The organism is Desulfovibrio aminophilus DSM 12254 (assembly GCF_000422565.1).
Taxonomy (GTDB): Bacteria; Desulfobacterota; Desulfovibrionia; order Desulfovibrionales; family Desulfovibrionaceae; genus Aminidesulfovibrio; species Aminidesulfovibrio aminophilus.
Genome location: NZ_AUMA01000008.1, coordinates 23,852 through 43,734 on the forward strand (window position 1 = coordinate 23,852; position 19,883 = coordinate 43,734).

The 19,883-nt window shown below is 67.3% G+C and carries 18 protein-coding genes; 6 read left to right on the forward strand and 12 right to left on the reverse strand.

Translation table 11 applies throughout. The annotated features are described in order from the left end of the window. Window positions 1-20: 20 nt before the first annotated feature. On the forward strand, window positions 21-344 hold the full coding sequence (locus H587_RS0105260; protein WP_027175380.1) for a hypothetical protein: 324 nt from the start codon (window positions 21-23) through the stop codon (window positions 342-344). 30 nt (window positions 345-374) lie between these two features. Here the strand turns inward: H587_RS0105260 and H587_RS0105265 are convergent, their stop codons facing one another. Next, entirely contained in the window at window positions 375-1,334 is a 960-nt protein-coding gene (locus H587_RS0105265) for a bile acid:sodium symporter family protein (RefSeq protein ID WP_027175381.1), read from the reverse strand. A gap of 378 nt (window positions 1,335-1,712) precedes the next feature. Between H587_RS0105265 and ilvB the strand changes: the two genes are divergently transcribed. Next, the gene (gene ilvB, locus H587_RS0105275) at window positions 1,713-3,404 is read left to right on the forward strand and encodes an acetolactate synthase large subunit (RefSeq protein WP_027175382.1); all 1,692 of its coding nucleotides are present in this window, start codon (window positions 1,713-1,715) and stop codon (window positions 3,402-3,404) included. After that, a complete protein-coding gene (gene ilvN, locus H587_RS0105280) occupies window positions 3,385-3,729 on the forward strand; it encodes an acetolactate synthase small subunit (RefSeq protein WP_027175383.1) in 345 nt (114 codons plus the stop codon). The genes ilvB and ilvN overlap by 20 nt, the downstream gene beginning before the upstream one ends. Before the next feature lie 74 nt (window positions 3,730-3,803). Here ilvN and H587_RS0105285 read toward each other — a convergent pair whose 3' ends face one another. After that, window positions 3,804-4,001 carry a hypothetical protein gene (locus H587_RS0105285; RefSeq protein WP_156904455.1) on the reverse strand — a complete coding sequence of 66 codons (198 nt, stop codon included), beginning with the start codon at window positions 3,999-4,001 and terminating at the stop codon, window positions 3,804-3,806. A gap of 198 nt (window positions 4,002-4,199) precedes the next feature. Here H587_RS0105285 and H587_RS21045 point away from each other — a divergent pair, with 198 nt between their 5' ends. Together H587_RS21045 and H587_RS0105295 are read left to right on the forward strand one after the other, a co-directional pair. Further along, window positions 4,200-6,296: a methyl-accepting chemotaxis protein gene (locus H587_RS21045; RefSeq protein WP_027175385.1), complete on the forward strand. Its 2,097-nt coding sequence runs from the start codon at window positions 4,200-4,202 to the stop codon at window positions 6,294-6,296. Window positions 6,297-6,368: 72 nt separating this feature from the next. After that, window positions 6,369-6,863 (forward strand): YajQ family cyclic di-GMP-binding protein, encoded by a 495-nt coding sequence (locus H587_RS0105295; protein ID WP_027175386.1) that lies wholly within the window; start codon window positions 6,369-6,371, stop codon window positions 6,861-6,863. 77 nt (window positions 6,864-6,940) lie between these two features. Here H587_RS0105295 and H587_RS0105300 read toward each other — a convergent pair whose 3' ends face one another. From H587_RS0105300 to recA, 10 genes are all read right to left on the reverse strand, one after another. Continuing rightward, on the reverse strand, window positions 6,941-7,549 hold the full coding sequence (locus H587_RS0105300) for a hypothetical protein (RefSeq protein ID WP_027175387.1): 609 nt from the start codon (window positions 7,547-7,549) through the stop codon (window positions 6,941-6,943). A 77-nt stretch (window positions 7,550-7,626) separates the two neighbouring features. Beyond that, window positions 7,627-8,874: an HD domain-containing protein gene (locus H587_RS0105305; RefSeq protein ID WP_027175388.1), complete on the reverse strand. Its 1,248-nt coding sequence runs from the start codon at window positions 8,872-8,874 to the stop codon at window positions 7,627-7,629. Between the two features lie 24 nt (window positions 8,875-8,898). Beyond that, complete coding sequence (rlmD, locus tag H587_RS0105310) at window positions 8,899-10,248, reverse strand: 23S rRNA (uracil(1939)-C(5))-methyltransferase RlmD (RefSeq protein WP_034608618.1); 1,350 nt, start codon at window positions 10,246-10,248, stop codon at window positions 8,899-8,901. 22 nt (window positions 10,249-10,270) lie between these two features. Beyond that, complete coding sequence (locus H587_RS0105315) at window positions 10,271-11,536, reverse strand: radical SAM family protein (protein ID WP_027175390.1); 1,266 nt, start codon at window positions 11,534-11,536, stop codon at window positions 10,271-10,273. After that, window positions 11,533-12,567, reverse strand: coding sequence for a polysaccharide deacetylase family protein (locus H587_RS0105320; RefSeq protein WP_156904456.1), 1,035 nt, complete (start codon window positions 12,565-12,567; stop codon window positions 11,533-11,535). The genes H587_RS0105315 and H587_RS0105320 overlap by 4 nt, the downstream gene beginning before the upstream one ends. Window positions 12,568-12,620: 53 nt before the next feature. Further along, window positions 12,621-12,794 carry a hypothetical protein gene (locus tag H587_RS20525; RefSeq protein ID WP_156904457.1) on the reverse strand — a complete coding sequence of 58 codons (174 nt, stop codon included), beginning with the start codon at window positions 12,792-12,794 and terminating at the stop codon, window positions 12,621-12,623. A gap of 82 nt (window positions 12,795-12,876) precedes the next feature. Further along, on the reverse strand, window positions 12,877-13,266 hold the full coding sequence (gene rpsI / locus H587_RS0105330; RefSeq protein ID WP_027175392.1) for a 30S ribosomal protein S9: 390 nt from the start codon (window positions 13,264-13,266) through the stop codon (window positions 12,877-12,879). A 33-nt stretch (window positions 13,267-13,299) separates the two neighbouring features. After that, a complete protein-coding gene (gene rplM / locus H587_RS0105335; protein WP_027175393.1) occupies window positions 13,300-13,728 on the reverse strand; it encodes a 50S ribosomal protein L13 in 429 nt (142 codons plus the stop codon). Between the two features lie 99 nt (window positions 13,729-13,827). Continuing rightward, window positions 13,828-16,467 (reverse strand): alanine--tRNA ligase, encoded by a 2,640-nt coding sequence (gene alaS, locus H587_RS0105340; RefSeq protein WP_027175394.1) that lies wholly within the window; start codon window positions 16,465-16,467, stop codon window positions 13,828-13,830. A gap of 86 nt (window positions 16,468-16,553) precedes the next feature. Continuing rightward, window positions 16,554-17,600, reverse strand: coding sequence for a recombinase RecA (recA, locus tag H587_RS0105345; RefSeq protein ID WP_027175395.1), 1,047 nt, complete (start codon window positions 17,598-17,600; stop codon window positions 16,554-16,556). Window positions 17,601-17,763: 163 nt separating this feature from the next. Between recA and H587_RS19535 the strand changes: the two genes are divergently transcribed. Next, window positions 17,764-19,773, forward strand: coding sequence for a sensor histidine kinase (locus tag H587_RS19535; protein ID WP_051202462.1), 2,010 nt, complete (start codon window positions 17,764-17,766; stop codon window positions 19,771-19,773). Window positions 19,774-19,883 lie beyond the last annotated feature (110 nt).

Below are 19,883 nucleotides of genomic sequence, written 5' to 3' on the forward strand. Positions count from 1 at the left end.
CTCCTGCTACTGAAAGATCTATGGGATTGCTCAAGTCCATCCGCGCGGAAATGCGTTCGCCCTTCGCCCTGACCGCCTTGCGGGCCAGTGAGCTGGAAGTCGGAAACCCTTTGCCCAGGGCCGCGTTTCTGCTCGTCTTTCTCGGCGAGTCGGCAGTACGCGTGCTGCTCGGCCAGGAGGGGACGGACCTCCTCGTCAAGCCGCTGCCGCACGGCCTCTGCGCCGCGGCGGGGGTGGGGCTGTTCTGCTGGATCGTGGACCGGCTGTACGATTCGCAGTGCCCGCCGCCGATCGGTCAGAGGCCTGATGAGGACGGGCTTTCTCTGCCGCGTCTCCGCGCCTGACGGATCAGCTCGGTGCGGAAACCCGTCGGTTCAGGACGGACCCCTTAGCCCTTCGTTTTTTCTGTCCGAGGCCTGCCGCGCGCTCCAGCGGCGTGCCAGGACCGCGCCGGTCATGTTCTGGATCAGGCTGAAGAGCGCGCCGGGCAGGGCGGCCAGGACCGTGAAGTGTTTGACCGCCAGGGCCACGGCCAGCCCCGAGTTCTGCATGCCCACCTCGATGGCGATGGTCCGTGCCTCGGTCGTGTTGCGCCGGAAGAGCCGCGTCAGGCCGTAGCCCAGGCCGAAGCCCAGGAGGTTGTGGGCCGTCACGGCCAGCAGCGCCAGGCCGGGGAAGGCCAGGATGGCCTCGCGGTTGAGGGCCATGACGCAGGCGATGACCAGCGAGATGACCAGGATCGAGACCGATGGCAGGGCGCGCTGCACCGGGGCCAGATGGCGGCGCAGGAGACGGCGCAGGATCAGGCCGTCCATCAGCGGGAAGACCACGATCCAGAACACCGAGCGCATCATGCCGTAGAAGTCGATCTCGATGCGGTGGCCGAGAATCCATTCCACCAGGGCCGGGGTGGCCAGGGGCGCGAGCACGGTGGAGCAGAGCGTCAGGAGCACGGACAGGGCCACGTCGGCCCGGGCCAGATAGGCGATGACGTTGGAGGCCGTGCCGCCGGGGCACGCGCCCACCAGGACCAGCCCCACCAGCAGATCCCGGGGCAGTCCGAGGACCGCGCCCAGCGTCACGGCCGCCAGGGGCATGACCGAGTATTGCAGGCTCAGGCCGATGAGGATCGAGGGCCAGCGCGCGGCCGCGCCCTTGAAGTCCTCCCAGTCCAGGGTCATGCCCATGCCGAACATGATCAGGCCCAGGGCGGGGGCGATGAAGGCCCCGGCCCAGGAGAACAGCTCCGGTCGGAGCAGGGCCAGGCCCGAAAGCCCGGCGGCGATGAGCGGAAAATGACGTTCCAGTCCTTGAGGCTTGGTGATCTGCTGCATGATCCTCCTGGCCCGGCTCCCGGGCGCGCCCCCTTCCCTATGGGCGGAAGCCGGATCAAGTCAACCCGGATGGCGATTCGGCCTTGACCTTTCGACTTGGGAAAGGCTACAGCTCGAATCAGTACCGGAAACCGCAACCAGCGAGAACCCGCATGAACCGCATTCACGCCGCCACCGCCGCCCAGGGCTTCCAGGCCCTATCCGCCGTCGTGGTCGTCGTACGCCTCGTAGGCGTCTGCGCGTCGTAGCGGGTCCGGTCACATCAGGCAACCAACCCCCCGTCGGCGCGCGTCGGCGGGGGGTTCGCGTTTTCCGCGCCCGTGGAGAACAGGACCAGCGCCGGCGGCGTCAGGGGGCACCCCGAGAGGAGGAGTGTCCATGCAGAGCATGTCCGGAGCGGAACTGGTCATCCGCCTGCTGGAGCGTCAAGGAGTGGAGTGCATCGCCGGGATTCCCGGCGGCGCGAACCTGCCTCTCTACGACGCCCTGTCCAAAAGTCCAGCCATTCGTCACGTCCTGGCCCGCCACGAGCAGGGCGCGGGCTTCATCGCCCAGGGCATGGCCCGGTCCACGGGGCGGCCCGCCGTCTTCTTCGCCACCTCCGGACCGGGAGCCACCAACACGCTCACGGCCCTGGCCGACGCCAAGCTCGACTCCGTGCCGGTGATCTGCATCACCGGCCAGGTGTCGCGTCCGCTCATCGGCACGGACGCCTTCCAGGAGGTGGACATCTACGGCATGAGCATCCCGGTCACCAAACACAACTTTCTGGTGCGTTCGGTGGAGGACCTGCCGCGCGTCATCACGGAGGCCTTCCGCATCGCCGCCTCCGGGCGTCCCGGCCCGGTGCTGGTGGACATCCCCAAGGACGTCCAGACCGCGACCATCGTCCTTTCGACTCTGCCCGAGCCCGCCGGGCCGGACCCGGTGGAGCCCCCGGACGCCGAGTCCCTGACCCGGGCCGCGCGCATGATCGACGAGGCCGAGCGGCCCATCCTGCTCCTGGGTGGCGGAGTGGCGGCCTCGGGTGCATCTGGGGCGGCCTTCCGTCTGGCCGAGCGGGCAGGACTGCCCACGACCATGTCCCTGCTTGGGCTCGGGGCCATGCCCGAGAATCATCCCCTGCATCTGGGCATGCTCGGGATGCACGGCGCGCGCTGCGTGAACATGCTCATGGAGGAGTGCGACCTGCTGCTGGTGGCCGGGGCGCGCCTGGACGACCGGGCCACGGGCCAGGTGGAGCGTTTCTGTCCCAAGGCCAAGCTCATCCATATGGACATCGACCAAAGCGAACTGGACAAGCTCAAGCAGGCCCATCTGGGGATCATGGCCGACGCGGGCACGGCTCTGACGGCCCTGGCGGGCCTCGTGGCCCTCTCCGAGAGGCGGGAGTGGCTGGCCCGCGTGGCCGAGTGCAAGGCCGCCCATCCGTTGCTCTTGTCCGGCTCGGATGACCCGCGCGCGCCTTACGGCCTGGTGCGCCGCACCGGCGAAATCCTCGGCCCGGAGGCCATCGTGACCACGGACGTGGGCCAGCACCAGATGCGCGCGGCCCAGGCCTATCCGGGCCTGCGCCCCCGCCGCTGGCTGACCTCGGGCGGCCTGGGCACCATGGGTTTCGGCCTGCCCGCGGCCATCGGCGCGGCCCTGGCCCATCCGGATCGTCCCGTGGTCTGCTTCACCGGCGACGGCAGCCTGCTCATGAACATCCAGGAGCTGGCCACGGCGGCCGAGACCGGCGTGAACGTGAAGATCGTCCTGGCCAACAACAACGGCCTGGGCCTGGTGCAGCAGCAACAGGATCTGTTCTACGGACGGCGCATCTTCGGCTCGGGCTACCGGCTGCGGGTGGACTTCCCGCGCGTGGCCGAGGGCTTCGGCGTGCATGCCGTGGACCTGGGAAGCAGTCGCGATCCGTTGGCGGACCTGGAGCGGGCGCTGCTGCGCGAAGGCCCCTGTCTGGTCAACGTGCCCGTGGCCGCCGAGGAGAACGTCTACCCCATGGTGCCGCCAGGAGCGGCCAACATCGAGATGATCGGAGGGGAAGCCCATGCGCATGCTCACGCCTGAAGACGGAACCCGTCCCGCCCGCGCGCTTACCGCCCTGCGGCTCACGGTGAACAACCATCCCGGCGTCATGTCGCATATCTGCGGCCTGTTCGCCCGCCGGGCCTTCAACGTGGAGGGCATCCTCTGCACGCCGCTGGGCGGCGGGGCCATCAGCCGGATCTGGCTCCTGGTCCAGGAGGACGAACGCCTGGAGCAGATGATCCGTCAGGTGCGCAAGCTCCAGGACGTGCTGGAGGTCCTGCCCTACGCGGCCGACGAGGGCGCCTTCACCAGCCTGGACGCCTGCGTGGAGGGCTGGGAGCGGGGACGGACCCTGCTGGCCTGATCCCCCGCGGCGGGTATTGAGGAAGAGCCCTTCCCGTTATGCGGGAGGGGCTCTTTCCGTTTCGCTTGCGGCGGTCAGGCGCGGGATTTCTCCCGGCAGGCGGCGTCGGTGCAGGGACCGTGGTCCGGCGCCTTGTCCAGGGGGCCTTCGAAGGCTTCCTTGCCGCACCAGCAGCAATAGCGCCGGTACGGCTTGGGTCTGGAATAGTCGGGCTTGGGATCGTTGTGCCAGCAGTGCCGCCCGCTGGGGGCGTGAGCGCAGTCGTCGTCCATGGTGGCCTCCGGCTTTTCATTCAGCATGACACGCCGTGGCGGCGGACGACATGATTAAGCTCCTGGGCTGCGGAGTTTTCGAGTTGCGTTATAAAAAATGAGTTTCGTCTTTTCTTTTCCGCGGCCCGGATGTTATGCTGCAGACATGCAATTGTGTCATAAAAAGAAGTAGAAACGATATTGGAGGCCGAAATGCGCATGTCGATAAAAGTGAAACTCATCGCGGGACTCCTGGCCGTCGTCACGATCATCATGCTCGGCATCTTCGCCGTCATCGGCCTGAACTTCAGCTCCCAGTCCATCGACGCCTTCATCCGTTCGGCCACGGGCGAGATGTCCCAGGTGGACTACGCCATCAATCTCTTTCTGGATGAAAGCATGATGAACGCCGAGATGATGGCGCGGCATCCCTTGACCGCGCGTCTCGGCGAGATCACCACCAGCCATGTGAACACCACGGAGAAGCGCAAGGCCCGGGTCGCACCGGACGATGCCGTGGGGCGCGAAGTGGTGGATTTCTTCACGGCGGTGCAGAATACGCATCCGGCCTATGTCGAGGTCTTCCTCGGCACGGAGAAGGGCGCCTTCGTCTCCGCGCTGGAGGAGAGCGACATGCCGGCCGGATACGACCCCCGCAAACGCCCCTGGTACAAGGAGGCCTTGCCGATTCGGGATAGGGCCTCGCTGTCCAAGGCCTACGTCTCCACCACAGGCGAGGCCGTCACCAGCGTCATGCGCACCGTAGTCCGCAACGGGGACGTCCTGGGCGTGGTCGGCGTGGACATTTCTCTCAAGCGTCTGACCGATTTGGTCAAATCCATCCGCCTCGGGCAGACGGGCTACATGGTGCTCATCCAGGACGACGGCGTGATTCTGGCCGATCCGCGCCATGAGGATCAGAATTTCAAGAATGTCAGCGAACTGAAGGAAAAATCTCTGGAGAAGATGTTCAAAATCGGCTCGGGCAACACCGACGCCGTGGTCGACGGCAAGGACTACCTCGGGCTGGTGCTGACTTCCAAGAAGACCGGCTGGCGTCTGGTAGGCCTCATCGAACGGGCCGAGATCACGGCTCCGGTGAGGCAGACGCTGGTCATGCTCGGCGGGGCCTGCCTGGTCGCCCTGGCGTTGCTGGCGGCGGCCATCTGGTTCCTGGCCAACACCACCATCATCCGGCCGCTCATGCGCGTGGCCGACTTCCTGGGGGCCATCGCCAAGGGCGTCTACGACCACCGCCTGAGCCATTCCCGCACGGATGAGATCGGGCACATCTACGATTCGCTGAACAGCACGGCCCAGGTGCTTCAGGACAATATCGAGGAGATTCGGACCAAGAGCCGCGAGGCCGAGGACAAGGCCCGGGCAGCCGAACAGGCCACCGCCGCCGCCGAGGAGGCCCGGACCAAGGCCGAGCGGGCCAGAGCCGAGGGCATGCTGCACGCGGCCCAACGCCTGGAGGAGGTCGTCCGGCGCATCGGCGAGGCCTCCGAGCGCATCACCTCCAAGTCCCGGGACATCCAGGGCGGCACCGAGACCCAGCGTGACCGCATTCAGGCAACGGCCACGGCCATGGAGGAGATGAACGCCACGGTGCTGGAGGTGGCCAAGAACGCCAGCAACGCGGCCGAGCAGGGCAAGCTGGCCAAGGACAAGGCCCAGGAGGGCGCCACCGTGGTCGAGCACTCCATCGAGGCCATGAACACCACCCAACGGCAGGCCGAGGTGCTCCAGGCCAACATGTCCCAGCTGGACGACCGGGCCCGGGCCATCGGCAGCGTGATCACCGTCATCGAGGATATCGCGGACCAGACCAACCTCCTGGCGCTCAACGCGGCCATCGAGGCGGCCCGGGCGGGCGAGGCCGGGCGAGGCTTCGCCGTGGTGGCCGACGAGGTGCGCAAGCTGGCCGAGAAGACCATGACCGCCACCAAGGAGGTCGGCGAGTCCATCCTGTCGATCCAGAAGGTGGCCGCGGCGAACATCTCCTCCATGCAGGGGGCCCTGGACGACCTGTCCAAGGCCACGGGCCTGGCCCGGGATTCCGGCGGCGCGCTCACGGAGATCGTGGCCAACACCGAAGCCTCGGCCGGGCAGATCCAGAGCATCGCCACGGCGGCCGAGGAACAGGCGGCGGCCTCGGAGGAGATCAACCGCTCCATCGAGGAGATCAACTCCATCGCTCTGGCCACCTCGAACAACGTGGAGGAGTCGCTGGAGAGCCTGGAGGCCCTCGGGCAACAGGCCACGGCGCTTTCCGGGCTGATCAACCAACTCAAGAGCGAGGCCGGACAATAAGGAGAGCGGCGATGCTTGCCAAGATTGGAACGAGCGCATAAGAAGCCACGGCAAGAATATACAGGAGGCAGCATGCCCTCGTTCGACATCGTCAGTCAGGTGGACCTGCAGGAAGTGGACAACGCCTGCAACAACGTGCGCAAGGAAATCGCCACGCGCTTCGATTTTCGGAACGTGCCCACGGAGATCGAGCTGAACAAGAAGGACAAGCGCATCCAGGTCACCACCGGCAGCGAAACGCACCTCAAGTCCGTGCGCGAGCTGCTCATGGGCCACTGCGTGCGCCGCAAGGTGGACCCCAAGTGTCTGGAGTTCGGCAAGCACGAGCCCACGTCCCAGGGCCGCGTCAAGGCCGAGGTCAAGATCCGCGAGGGCATCGTCAAGGAGACCGCCCAGAAGATCGTCAAGGCGATCAAGGGTTCGCCGTTTTCCAAGGTGCAGGCGGCCATTCAGGACGAACAGGTGCGGGTCACGGGCAAGAAGCTCGACGATCTGCAGGGCGTCATCCAGCTCGTGCGTGGCATGGACCTGGACGTGCCGGTGCAGTTCGTGAACATGAAACAGTGAAGCGGCCGCGCCGCGATGAAAGAAGCGCCCCCGTCCGGCAGGATGGGGGCGCTTCTTTCATTCTCTCGGGTGAGACCTCAGCCCTTGCGCCGCCGCGCGGCCATGACCAGCGCGCCCAGGCCCATGATGAAACCCAGGCCGCCGAGGATCTCGGCCGCCCCGGGATCGCCGGTTTCGGCCTCGCCGATCTGCTTGCGCAGGGGGGCCAGCTTGGCCTCCACGATGCGGTTCACGGTCTGTTCCAGGGCGGCGGCGTCTGCCGGGGCTGAAGGCTGAGCCTGGGGCGCGGAGTCCTGCGCCCCGGCGGGCGGAGCAGTGGTCGTGACGGCTCCCGGCCCGGACTCCAGATAGTCCTCGGGCTTCATCTCCCACTGGCCCTGGTGGCCTTCTCCAGCCTTGACCACCAGCGTCAGCCCCGGCCGCTTCTCGCGGAATTCCGCCGGGATGGGGAAAGACCATTTGCCGTCGTCGTCCGTGACGCCGCTGAGCAGGACCGCGCCCGTGGCCGTGTCGCGGACCTCCACGCCCCCCTGGTTCACGGCGCGCTTACCGCCGAAGCTGCTTTCGGTGTGAATGGCGCCGTTCTCGGCGTAGGCGAAGATATTCACCTTGTGGGCCAGGGCCGGAAGGGCCGCGCAGAGGACAAGCAGGGCCGCGAGGGCTATGCGGGCCGCGTGACGGTTCATGGGGCGCTCCTTGTTACGATTGGTCGTATGAGGAGCGTTTCGTAGCACATTTTTGAACTTGGTGGCAACATCCCCGTTCAGGCGAAGTCGGCCAGCAAGGCTCCGATATGCACCCCGGCGACCACGGGATCCTCGTGGAACTGCTGGCGGATGCGCCAGCATGCCTGGGTCAGCTGATCCGAGGTGATGCCGGTGCGCAGGGCCGTGTAGGCCTCGATGAAGGCGGCCAGCTTGTCGCACATCTTGAGCAGTTCGCCGTCCTTGGGGTCCAGCTCGTCGTGGTTGCAGTCCCGGCTCAGCTCCGTGCTGCTCATGGCCCGGGCGTGGCCGTTCTCGACCACCGCGGCGGTGAATTCCGAGCCGGTTTCCTGGCCGAGGTAGTAGCCCAGGCGGCCGGCCACGTCAGCGAATCCGTTGGTGCGCAGGGGGTCCATGACCAGGCGTTGCAGTTCGCGGTTTTCGTAGGCCTTGATGAGATCCGCGATTTCCGGGGCCGAGAGCTTCACCGGCGAGATGATGTCGCGGGTGAGCAGTTCGGGCAGGTCATGAAACAGGCCGGAGAAGAAGTTGTTCTGCCGCCGGGCGCGGCAGGCTCCCACCTCCAGGCTGAAGAACCAGGCGAAGGCGGCCACCACGAAGACGTGGCCGAGCACCGAAGTCTCCGGGATGCGCGGGGTCTGGGACCAGCGCTTCTGGAAGCGCAGGTGCCCGCAGATGCCCGCGAAGCGGCCGAGGACGCTCTCGCTTCCGGCCAGCAGGTCCGTGACGCCGGGCAGGTCTTCAAGGCCGCGCAGGCGGTCCACGAAGCTCTTCTCGATCTCGGCCATCTCGTCGTCGGCGCGGTTCAGGGTCTTGAGCAGCTTGAATTCGGAATAGCTGGCGAAGAGGTGCGCCGCCAGAAGGATGCGCCGGGCCGGAGTGTCGTCCACGGGGTTCATCAGGTGCCTGGTCATGCGTTCCCAGGTTTCCTCGCCCAGGGGCGTGACCCGGGGGCGAAGCTGGTCCAGAACCCAGGCGGTGAGCTTGCGGTAGTCCGCCGGGTTGGCCTTGATCTGATAGAAGACCGGCGGCTTGATGTCCGTGATGACCAAACGGTAGAAATAGTCGAAGAGGCCGCCCTCCACGATCTCGTCGCCCAGGCGCAGACGCTCGTCCAGGGAGAGGTTCCGGGAGCTGAGCATGAACAGGAGCCAGGCCGTGATCATCTTGTGGCCCTGCTTGTCCACCTCCACCAGCTCCATGGGCCGCAACTTGTCGTTCCAGCGCTTCATGAACGAACCGGAGAAAACCAGCTCCAGCAGGCTCTTGCGGATGATCGTGTACATGGGCCTCGTCCTCCTCGGCGGTCCTCAGGCCAGACGCGTGAGCAGGGCCACGGTCTCCACGTGGGCCGTGTGCGGGAACAGATCCACGGGCCGCGCGGCGGCCAGGGAATAATTCGGGGCCAGCAAGGCCACGTCGCGGGCCAGGGTGGCCGGGTCGCAAGACACCGCCAGCAGCCGCCGGGGGGCCAGCTCCAGGATGGCCTCGCGGGCCGCGTCGTCCAGTCCGGCGCGCGGCGGGTCGCAGACCAGAACCTCGGGATGGGGCAGGTCGCGGAACAGGTCGGCGTCCACCCGACCGGCGGTGAACAGGCAGTTGTCCAGGCCGTTGGCGGCGGCGTTCTCGCGGGCGTCGGCCACGGCCTCCTCGGAAATTTCGAAGCCGTAGACCCGGGCCGCGTGGCGGGCCAGGGTCAGGCTGATGCCGCCCACGCCGCAATAGAGGTCATAGACCACTTCCGCGCCGGTCAGACCGGCCATGTCCAGGATTTCGGCGTAGAGCAGCCCGGCGGCGGCCGTGTTGGTCTGGAAAAAGGCGTTGGCCGAGACGCGGAAGCGCAGCCCGCCCAGTTCTTCCTCGATATGGTCCGCGCCCAGGGCCAGGATGCCTTCCTCGCCCACGGCCAGGGAGGCGCGGTTGGAGCTGGTGGAATGGGCGAAGCCGGTCAGCGCGGGCACGGCCTCCTTGAGAGCCTGTCCAAGCGCGGCTGCCGTCTTGTAGTGGCGGGAATCGGGGCTGGTGATGCAGTGGGCCAGGATCTGGCCCGTGACCGTGGATTGGCGGATCACGAGATGACGCCAGAATCCTCGGTGCCGCCCGTTCCAGGCGGCCACGCCCGAGGCCCGGCAGAACTCCCGGGCGGCGTTCAGCAGGCGCGCGCTCTCCGGGGACTGGAGGCGGCAATCCGTGAGGTTCACCACCCGGCTGCCGCCGCGTTCCTTGAGGCCCAGGCGCAGGCCCGCGCCATCGCCCTCGAAGGCGTATTCCATCTTGTTGCGGTAGTGGACGACCTCCGGCGACCCCAGGATGGGCCGCTGGTCCACGCTCCAGACGCCGCCGATGCGGGCCAAGGCGTCGGCCACGTGCTGGTTCTTCCAGCGCAACTGCTCGGCGTAATCCAGATCCTGCATGAGGCAGCCGCCGCAGGTTCCGAAGTGGGGGCAGAAGGGCGCCCGCCAGTGCTCGGACTGGCGCAGAACCTCCACGGCCCGCGCCTCGGCGAAGCGTTTCTTGACGCGGTCCACCTGGGCCAGCACGCGCTGGCCGGGCAGACTTCGCTCCACGAAGACCACCAGGCCGTCCACGCGGGCCACGCCCCGGCCGCCCAGGGCCAGGGCCGTGATCTCGCACTCGATCCGGTCGTTCTTTTCGATCATTGCTGCATGCTCCGGTGTGGGCTCATCGCTCCACGTAGGGGTTGAAGTAGCCGAATCCCAGCTCCGGGCAGGCTTTTTTCAGGCGCTTGCGGAAGTTCAGGAAGCCCATGGTCGGGCCCGGGTCGAAGGGTCGGGTGAGGTTCCGGTACAGGTCCGGGTCCAGGTTCAGGTTGCGCAGTTGGATGAAGTTCACTCCGCGTGAGCGGACCAGCCCGGTCAGGGCCTCCAATTCGGCTTCGCCGTCGGTGAAGCCGGGGAAGAACAGCAGGTTCAGGGAGACGAACAGGCCCTCGGCATGGGCGGCGGCGATGCTTTCGAGCACGTCCTCGAAGGCGTAGCCGTGCGGCCGGTAGTAGGCCTCGTAGGGATCCTTGCGGGCGCTGTTCAGGCTGACCCGGATGGAGCTGACTCCGGCCCGGGCCAGGTCCGGGATGGTCGCGGGCAGGCTCGCGTTGGTGTTCACGTTCACCGTGCCCGGGCCGCCCTTGGCCCGGTAGCGGGCCGTGGATTCGGCGATGAGCGCGGCCTCGGTCAGGGGCTCGCCCTCGCAGCCCTGCCCGAAGGAGAGGATCGGGCGGCGTTCGCGGGAGGCGTGATGGAGCATGATCTCCGAGACCTCCCCAGCCGTGGGCGTGAAGGCGATGCGGCACTGGGTGGCCGGGAAGCCCGAGTTCTCGGGCTGCTGCGAGATGCAGCCCACGCAACGTGCGTTGCAGGTCCGGGAAGTGGGCAGGGGAGCCTCGTAGCGGCCCAGGGCCAGATTCTTGGCTGCCGGGCAGCCGTAGGTCAGGGCGCAGTGGGTCAGGTGGCGGACCAGACGGTTTTCCGGCATGGCGGCCAGCAGCCCGCGCGCGCCGCTCTCGATGCGCTCGCGCGGAATGCCGCAAAAGACCTGGCGTGTGTCCTCGTCCACCCGCTTGGCGCAGACCCAGAAGCGGTCTTCGGCGAAGCCCACGGCTCCGTAGGCGAAAAGCGGCAGGACCGGGGCGTCGGCCTCTTTCTCGAAGGCCGGGTGCGCCGTGAGGGTGTAGGCCGGGGTCACGAAAGCGGCCACGGCCGTCTCCTCCAGCACCTCCACCTGTCCGGTCTCGGGGTTCAGGCCCATGGCCCTGCGGCCGGGCAGGAGAAAAAATTCGCTTTCCTCCGGCAGGGGGATGAACTCGTCCGGCCGGGGCAGGGTGAGTTCGTCCCCGCGTGAGCAGAGCATGAGCAGGTCGGGGTGATCGTAGATGCTGCCGTCGGGTCCGGCGAAGACGAGGCTGGGAGGGGTTTTCTTGTGCGCGCTCATTGGTGTTTCGCGTCCGTAGGTCGGGGGTGCTGGGTGCCTCCGCCCAGGAAAAGAGTGTCGTACTGGACGTTGTCGCCGGGCTTGGCGAAGTAGCCGTCGCGGACGGTTTCCGGGGTTCCGGCCTGGAGCAGGTCGCTCACCGTGACGAAGCGGTAGCCTTCCGCGGCCAGCAGCCGGGTCAGGATGGGCACCACCAGTTGGGTGTTCTTTGGCACGGCGTTGGCGTGCAGGAGGATGATCGAGCCGGGGCGTACGCGCTTCATGGCGTACTCGGCGCTTTTTCGCGGCGACCCCGATCCGTCGTCCCATTCCCCGAGCACGTCCCACTGGATGACCGGCAGACCCAGGTCGGCCAGGAGATCCAGGGTCCGCGCGGAGTTGCGGCCGTAAGGCAGGCGGAAGAGCCGGGGAACCGGCGGCACCGCCGTCATCTCGGCCGAGAGGCCCCGGTCTGCGGCCCGGCGGGCCAGCTCGCCGCGCAGCAGTTCGTACTGGGCCTGGGTCCAGAGCACCTGGCGACGGGCCTCGGCGTCGTCCACCACGGCCATGTTGGCGTGGGTCCAGGCGTGGTTGCCCACCTCGAACAGGGGGTCGGCCATGAGCTGCATGGCCTTTTCCGGGTGGGAGCGCATCCACTTGCCGCCCGCGAAGAAGGTGGATGGAATGCGTTGGGCGCGGAGATGATTGATGATCTCGTTCTGGTAGCCGGCCACGTTGGTGGCCCGTTCGCAGAGGTCGAAGGTCAGGGCCACGAGGCGTTCGCCCTTGGCCGGACTCACGCGGCGGATGACCTCGCGCAGGCCGTCGGGCACGGGCGGCAGGATGGTTTCCGGGGTCAGGCGCGCGGGCGGGCTGTGGTCCGGGGGCTGGGCCCAGGGTTTGGTCACCACGCGGTCGGCCGGGGAGCCCGCCAGTTGGGCGTCGTTCCAGATGCCGCGCAGCAAGGCTTCCGAGCCGCAGGCCGCGGCATGGCTGGTGGAGGCCGCCAGAAAGAACAGGGCGGCCAGGACGAGGCGCGTGACTGTCGGCATGGGCCGGAACATACGGCGAACGGATGATCCTGGCAAGGCGGCCGGGGCGGCGTTCAGTAGGAGAAGGGGAATTTGCGGCCTTCCTTCTCGTAGTTCTTGTTCTTGTCGAAGTCGAAGTTGGGCAGATCGCTGGGCGGCTTGATGCGGCGTCGGGCGAGGAGGGCGACGATCACGGCCAACCCCAGAAGGGCGAGGCCTCCTATCAAGGCGTGAATCCAAAGGCTCATTGGTCGATCCCGTGAGTGGAAAGGGAAAAGGCCGGCGCCGCTGGCGGCGCCGGCCTTGAAGCAACCTGATTGAAAACCCGGCTTAACGCTTGGAGTACTGGAAGCGGGCGCGGGCGCTCTTCAAACCGTACTTCTTGCGTTCCTTCTCGCGGGCGTCTCGGGTCAGGAAACCGGCCTTCTTGAGGACGCCGCGCAGCTCGGGATCCAGCTCGATGAGAGCGCGGGCGATGCCGTGCCGCACGGCCTGGGCCTGACCGGCCACGCCGCCGCCGTTCACGTTGATGGCGATGTCGAGCTTGTCCATGGTGCGGGTGATCTTGAGCGGCTGCTGCACGATCATCTGCAGGGCCTTGCGGGGAAAGTACTCCTCGAAGGGCCGTTCGTTGACCGTGATCTTGCCCGAGCCCTTGTAAAGGCGCGTCCGGGCCACAGCGTTCTTCCTCTTGCCGGTGCCGTAATTGAAATCACTCATTCGCTGACTCCCGAAAGGGATTAGTAGGTCCGTCTACAGGTCCAGGGGCTTGGGCTGCTGCGAGGCATGGGGATGCTCGGAACCCGCGTAGACCTTGAGCTTGTTCAGCAGGCGGCGGGAAAGCCGATTCTTGGGGAGCATGCCCTTCACAGCGGCGCGCAGCACTTCCTCGGGCTTCTTGTCCAGCATCTGGCGCAGAGTGCGCTCCTTGAGGCCGCCCGGGTGATTGGTGTGCTTGTAGTACATCTTCTTGTCGAGCTTCCTGCCGGTCACGGCCACCTTCTCCGCGTTGACCACGACGACGAAATCGCCGTTGTCCATGTGCGGAGCGAACTCCGGCTTGTGCTTTCCACGCAGCCGGTGGGCGATCCGGGAGGCCAGGCGGCCGAGGATTTTGTCCGAGGCGTCCACCACGAACCACTCGCGGTTGAGCTCGCTTTCCTTGGGCGTATATGTCTTCATCAACGTGCTCCTTGCTCGAAACTGGGAACCAGGACGTTTACGGATTTTTATCGCATCTGTCAACAACTCGGAAAATTATTTTCCGCGCCGGGGCTTCGGTCATCCCGCGGCCACCAGCTCCAGGAGCTTGGCCAGGGCCCGGTCCAGGCCCGAGGGGTCCGTGCCTCCGGCCTGGGCCATGTCCGGCCGCCCGCCGCCCGAACCGCCCACCTCGGCGGCCACTTCCTTGATGAGCGCCGGCGCCGTGAAGCGCCCATGCAGATCCTTGCTCACCGAGAGGATCACCGTGGCCTTGCCGCCCTCGGCTGCGGCCAGACAGACGATTCCGGAGGGAAGCTTGGAACGCAGGGCGTCCATCTGCTCCCGCAGCGCCTTCACGTTGCCGATCTCGCTCTTGAGCGCCAGGACCTTGATCCCGTTCACCTCGCGCGCGTCGTCCATCAGGTCGCGGCCCGCGCCGGAGGCCATCTTGGCCTGGAGGCGCTCCATTTCCTTGTGGGCGTCCTTGACCTGGCCCTGGAGGGCCTTGATCTTCTCGGCCAACTGCTCGGGCTTGGCCTTGAGCAGGGACGCGGCCTTGAGAACCTCCTGCTTGTGGGCCTGGAAATGCGCCAGGGCGTTCAGGCCCGTGGCCGCCTCGATGCGCCGGATGCCGGAGGCCACGCCGGATTCGGACAGGATGACGAAGCTCCCGGCCTGTCCCGTGGCGCTCATGTGCGTGCCGCCGCAGAGCTCCATGCTCACGCCCGGCACCTCCACCACGCGCACCTCGTCGCCGTACTTCTCGCCGAAGAGGGCGGTGGCGCCCTTGGCCGCGGCGGCCTTCTGGCTCATGACCCGGGTGGACACCGGCCGGTCGTCGAGGATGGCCCGGTTGACGAAGTCCTCCACGGCCGCGATCTCCTCGGGAGTCATGGCGGCGATGTGGGTGAAGTCGAAGCGCAGCCGGTCCGGGCCCACCAGGGAGCCGGACTGCTTGGCGTGGGGGCCGAGCACCTCGTGCAGGGCCGCGTGCAGCAGGTGGGTGCAGGTGTGGTTGCGGGCCGTGGCCGCGCGGGATTCGGCGTCCACCGCGAGCTTGGCCTCCTGCCCGGGCAGCAGCTCGCCCTCGCTGACGAAGACCTTGAGCGCGGTCAGTTCCGGCGACGGCTTGAGGGTGTCCAGCACGTCGGCCGCGCCGGTGAGGGTCAGGGCCTGGCCGGTGTCGCCCAGCTGGCCGCCGGACTCGCCGTAGAAGGGCGTGCTTTCGGTGACCAGGAAGCCGCCCTGGCCCTGGATCAGCCGGGGGACGCTCCGGCCCTCGGTGTCGAGCACGGCCACGACCGGGCTCTCGGCCTCCAGGGTTTCGTAGCCCACGAAGCGGTTCTTGGTCCCGGCCTCGAGCAACGTCTGGAAGAGCGAGGCCACGTCCTTCTCGCCGGAGCCCTTCCAGGCCTTCTTGGCCCGTTCCTTCTGCTGCTTCATGCAGGCCCGGAATCCGGCCTCGTCCACGGAAAAGCCCTGCTTCTCGGCCACGTCGTTGACGATGTCCAGGGGGAAACCGTAGGTGTCGTAGAGCCGGAAGGCCAGTTCGCCGGAAATGGCCGGGGTTCCGGCCTTGCGAAGAACGGCCATTTCCTCTTCGAGAAGGGCCAGGCCCTTGTCCAGGGTGTGGCTGAAGCGATCTTCCTCCTCGCGCACCACCTTGAGCAGGAAGTCGCGCCCGGCGGTCAGCTCGGGGAATGCCTCGCCCATTTCGTCGATGACCTTGCCCACGGTTTCGTGCAGGAAGGGATCCGTGAGGCCGATGAGCCGGCCGAAGCGCGAGGCCCGGCGGATGAGGCGGCGCAGGACGTAGCCCCGGCCCTCGTTGGAGGGCAGGATCTGGTCGGTGATGAGGAAGGCCGCCGCCCGGCTGTGGTCCGCGATGACCTGCAGGGCGGTGTCCGCGTCCTTGTCGGCGTGGTACTCGAGTCCGGCCTTCTTGCAGGCGAAGTCGATGATCGGGGTGAACAGGTCGGACTCGTAGTTGGAGCGCACGCCCTGAAGCACGGCGGCGATGCGCTCCAGGCCCATGCCGGTGTCGATGGACGGCCGGGGCAGGGGCACACGCTTGCCGTCCTCGGTCTGGTCATACTGCATGAAGACCAGGTTCCAGATTTCCAGGAAGCGGTCGCAGTCGCAGGCGCCGATGCCGCAGTTGGGGCCGCAGGCCATGTCCGCGCCCTGGTCGATGTGGATTTCCGAGCAGGGGCCGCAGGGGCCGGTGTCGCCCATGGACCAGAAGTTGTCCTTCTCGCCCAGGCGGTAGATGCGCGAGGGCTCGACCCCGGCCACCTTCTGCCAGAGATCGAAGGCCTCGTCGTCGTCGCGGTAGATGGTGATGTAGAGGCGGCTCTTGTCCAGGCCGAGATCCTCGGTGAGCAGGGTCCAGGCGAATTTGATGGCTTCGGCCTTGAAGTAGTCGCCGAAGGAGAAGTTGCCGAGCATTTCGAAGAAGGTGTGATGGCGCGCGGTGCGGCCCACGTTCTCCAGGTCGTTGTGCTTGCCGCCCACGCGCAGACACTTCTGGGTCGTGGTGGCCCGGGAATAGGGGCGCTTCTCCTGGCCCAGGAAGACCTTCTTGAACTGGACCATGCCCGCGTTGGTGAACAGGAGCGAGGGGTCGTCCTTGGGCACCAGGGGGGAGGAATGCACCACGGTGTGGCCGTGCTTTTCGAAGTACTGCAGGAAACGCTTGCGGATCTCGGCTGCTTTCATGGGGTTGCTCGTTTGGATCGGTGTCTTCTCGAAAAAATGGCCCCGGGACGCCCGGGGCCTTGGTTGCGTCGCGCGGACGGGAGGATCTATTCCTCGGGCTCGGCCGGGGCTTCCTCCTGGCGGGTCAGACCCAGGTGCTCCAGGAGCTTGGCCTCGACCTTCTGGCGCAGCTCGGCGTTGTCGGCCAGCAGGGCGCGGACGTTCTCCTTGCCCTGGCCCAGGCGCTCGGAGCCGAAGGCGAACCATGAGCCGCTTTGCTCAATGATGCCGTGCTCCACGCCCATGTCGATGAGTTCACCCTCGCGGGACATGCCCGTTCCATAGAGGATGTCCACCAGGGCCTCGCGGAAGGGCGGGGCGACCTTGTTCTTGACCACCTTGATGCGCACCCGGGAGCCGTAGGCCTCCTCCTTGTCCTTGAGGCTCTGGATGCGCCGGATGTCCATGCGCACCGAGGCGTAGAACTTGAGGGCGTTGCCGCCGGTGGTAGTCTCGGGGTTGCCGTAGCCGGTCATGCCGATCTTCATGCGGATCTGGTTGATGAAGATGACCGCGGCGCGGGACTTGTGGATGGTGCCGGTGAGCTTGCGCAGGGCGTGCGACATGAGCCGGGCCTGTCCGCCCACCTGGGTCTCGCCCATCTGACCTTCCAGTTCGGCCTGGGGGATGAGCGCGGCCACGGAGTCGATGATCACCACGTCCACCGCGCCGGAGCGCACGAGCAGGTCCGCGATCTCCAGGGCCTGTTCGCCGTAGTCGGGCTGGGAGATGAGCAGTTCGTCGGTCTTCACGCCCAGGCGGCGCGCGTAGCTGATGTCCAGGGCGTGCTCGGCGTCGACGAAGGCCGCCGTGCCGCCGCGTTTCTGGATTTCAGCGATGACGTGCAAGGCCAGGGTGGTCTTGCCCGAGGATTCCGGGCCGTAGATTTCCGAGACGCGGCCCTTGGGAATGCCGCCCACGCCCAAGGCCAGGTCCAGGCCGATGGAGCCGGTGGGGATGACCGGGATCACATGGTCGGCCTGATCGTCCATGCGCATGATGGAGCCCTTGCCGAACTTGCGTTCGATGCTCGTCAGAGCCGTATTCAGGGCTTCCTTACGCAGGTCTTCGGGGGCGGCGGTCTTCTTGGCCATGTGCTCCTCCCTCCAGGGGTTGAATGCCGCGAAGAACGCCTGCTTAGCAGATCGGGGAGCGGGCGGCAACCGGTCGGGAGGTTGGGGGTGGGGCCCCCGCAGTGTTTTTTCTTGTTCGCGGGGCGGCCGCCGGAGTACAGGAAGGGGGACGGGGGATTCGCGCATGTCCGAGCAGCAGACCGGCGGTCCGGCCGCCGAGAACGCCGCCCTGCGGGAGCGGGTCGCACTTCTGGAGCGCCTTCTGGATGAGGAGCGCCGCCTGTTCGCGGGCGGCGCGGGGGTGGTCTTTCGGTGCGGCCCGGGCCCGGGCTGGCCCGTGGAGGCCGCGATGGGCAACGTGAGGGGCGTCACCGGCCGCAGCCCCGGCGAATTTCTCGACGGCGCGCCGTTCGCCGAGCTGATCCATCCAGAGGACCGCGCCCGTGTGGAGCGCTTCCTCGGGGAGCAGGAGTCGCGGGGGCGGGACTGCTTCGTCCAGGAATACCGCATTCTCCTGCCGGACGGCGCCGTCCGCTGGGTCGAGGACCACACCGTCATCGAACGCGATGGTGCGGGCCGCGCCGTGCGCTACCAGTGCGCGCTCCAGGACGTCACCGAGCGCAAGCGCTTCGAGCTGGCCGTGCTCGGCTCCCACCGGCTCATGACCACGCTCTTCGACGGCCTGGATCTCTCGCTCTACGTGGCCGATATGGACACCCATGAAATCCTCTACACCAACGAGCACATGCGCCGCCTGTTCGGCAAGCCGCTCACCGGGGGGATATGCTACCGGGAGCTCCAGGACCGCGACAGTCCCTGCCCGTTCTGCACCAACGACATCATCCGGACCCTGAAGGGCGGCATCTACCGTTGGGAATACGGCAATCCGCTCGTCGGCAGGCACGCCCTGCTCATGGACCGGGTCATCCGCTGGCCCGACGGCCGCGACGTGCGCCTGGAAATCTGTCTGGACATCACCGAACGCCGCCAGGCCGAGAGCGCGCTCCAGGCCCGCGACGCCGTGCTTCAGGCCGTGAGCCTGGCCGCCGAGACCCTGCTGCGCGGGACGGACTGGGGCCGGGACATGGACATGGTCCTGGCCGCTCTGGGGCGGGCCGTGGGGGTTTGCCGGGCGTACATCTTCCGTAATCGCTTGGCGCCGGACGACACGCTGGTCATGGACCACGCCTTCGAGTGGTGCGCTCCCGGAGTGCGGGCCCAGATCGGCAATCCCGACCTTCAGGGCGTGCGCTATGCCGAAGTCTGTCCCCGCTGGGCTCGCGTCCTGGGGCGGGGAATTCCCCTGCACGGCCTGGTGGCGGACTTCCCGGAGAAGGAACGGACCGTCCTGGAGGCCCAGGAGATCAAGGCCCTGCTGGCCGTGCCCATATTCGTGGCCGGAACGTGGTGGGGCTTCATCGGCTTCGACGACTGCAAGCGCGCGAGGATATGGTCCTCGGCCGAAGTGGACGCCCTGGCCACGGCCGCGGGCATCATCGGCGGGGCCATCCAGCGCCGCCATGTCGAGCGGGCCTTGCGGCGGTCCCTGGACGAGCAGAAGGCCCTCTTCCAGGAGGTGCACCACCGGGTCAAGAACAACCTCCAGGTGGTCTCCAGCCTCTTGGACATGGCCGCCCGGCGGCTGGCTCCCGGGCCAGCTTCCGAGGCCCTGGGCGACGTGCGCCAGCGGGTCCGGGCCATGGCCCTGATCCATGCCGGGCTCTACGGCGGCCCGCGTTTCGACCGTGTGGATTTCGCGGCCTACGCCGCCGACCTGTACGGGCACGTCTCCAGCCTCTACCCGGAGGCGGCCCGGCGGCTCTCGGCGCGTTTCCTCATGCCGCCCCTGGAACTGCCCCTGGTCAAGGCCGTGCCCTGCGCCCTGATTCTCAACGAGGCCCTGACCAACGTCTTCCGCCACGCGTATCCGGGTGGCCGTTCGGGCGAGGTGCGGGTTGGGTGGACCTCTCCGGCCCCGGGTCGGGTGCGGCTGTTCGTGGTCGACGACGGCGTGGGCCTGCCCGAGGGAGGTGAGCAGACGCCGTCCGGCGGCATGGGCTTCAAGCTCCTGCGGGGACTGGCCGGGCATCAGTTGGGCGGCCGTCTGGAACTGCGCGGGGGGCCGGGCCTGGAGGTGGCCGTGGAGTTCTGCCCGGAGCCGGGGCCGGAAGGCCTTGAGCCCGGCCCGGTTTGACAGGCGCGACACCCGGGAGCTAGATGAGAATGAATGGAAATGTCATGTCCTTGGATCGGAAAAGCCTTGCCGGATCAGGGGCGCAGTGGAGGCGACGCGGCATGAACGGC

Coding starts and splice junctions, on each gene's coding strand:
- H587_RS0105260 (WP_027175380.1), top strand. CDS start 21: ATGGGATTGCTCAAGTCCATCCGCGCGGAAATGCGTTCGCCCTTCGCC.
- H587_RS0105265 (WP_027175381.1), bottom strand. CDS start 1,334: ATGCAGCAGATCACCAAGCCTCAAGGACTGGAACGTCATTTTCCGCTC.
- ilvB (WP_027175382.1), top strand. CDS start 1,713: ATGCAGAGCATGTCCGGAGCGGAACTGGTCATCCGCCTGCTGGAGCGT.
- ilvN (WP_027175383.1), top strand. CDS start 3,385: ATGCGCATGCTCACGCCTGAAGACGGAACCCGTCCCGCCCGCGCGCTT.
- H587_RS0105285 (WP_156904455.1), bottom strand. CDS start 4,001: ATGGACGACGACTGCGCTCACGCCCCCAGCGGGCGGCACTGCTGGCAC.
- H587_RS21045 (WP_027175385.1), top strand. CDS start 4,200: ATGTCGATAAAAGTGAAACTCATCGCGGGACTCCTGGCCGTCGTCACG.
- H587_RS0105295 (WP_027175386.1), top strand. CDS start 6,369: ATGCCCTCGTTCGACATCGTCAGTCAGGTGGACCTGCAGGAAGTGGAC.
- H587_RS0105300 (WP_027175387.1), bottom strand. CDS start 7,549: ATGAACCGTCACGCGGCCCGCATAGCCCTCGCGGCCCTGCTTGTCCTC.
- H587_RS0105305 (WP_027175388.1), bottom strand. CDS start 8,874: ATGTACACGATCATCCGCAAGAGCCTGCTGGAGCTGGTTTTCTCCGGT.
- rlmD (WP_034608618.1), bottom strand. CDS start 10,248: ATGATCGAAAAGAACGACCGGATCGAGTGCGAGATCACGGCCCTGGCC.
- H587_RS0105315 (WP_027175390.1), bottom strand. CDS start 11,536: ATGAGCGCGCACAAGAAAACCCCTCCCAGCCTCGTCTTCGCCGGACCC.
- H587_RS0105320 (WP_156904456.1), bottom strand. CDS start 12,567: ATGCCGACAGTCACGCGCCTCGTCCTGGCCGCCCTGTTCTTTCTGGCG.
- H587_RS20525 (WP_156904457.1), bottom strand. CDS start 12,794: ATGAGCCTTTGGATTCACGCCTTGATAGGAGGCCTCGCCCTTCTGGGG.
- rpsI (WP_027175392.1), bottom strand. CDS start 13,266: ATGAGTGATTTCAATTACGGCACCGGCAAGAGGAAGAACGCTGTGGCC.
- rplM (WP_027175393.1), bottom strand. CDS start 13,728: ATGAAGACATATACGCCCAAGGAAAGCGAGCTCAACCGCGAGTGGTTC.
- alaS (WP_027175394.1), bottom strand. CDS start 16,467: ATGAAAGCAGCCGAGATCCGCAAGCGTTTCCTGCAGTACTTCGAAAAG.
- recA (WP_027175395.1), bottom strand. CDS start 17,600: ATGGCCAAGAAGACCGCCGCCCCCGAAGACCTGCGTAAGGAAGCCCTG.
- H587_RS19535 (WP_051202462.1), top strand. CDS start 17,764: ATGTCCGAGCAGCAGACCGGCGGTCCGGCCGCCGAGAACGCCGCCCTG.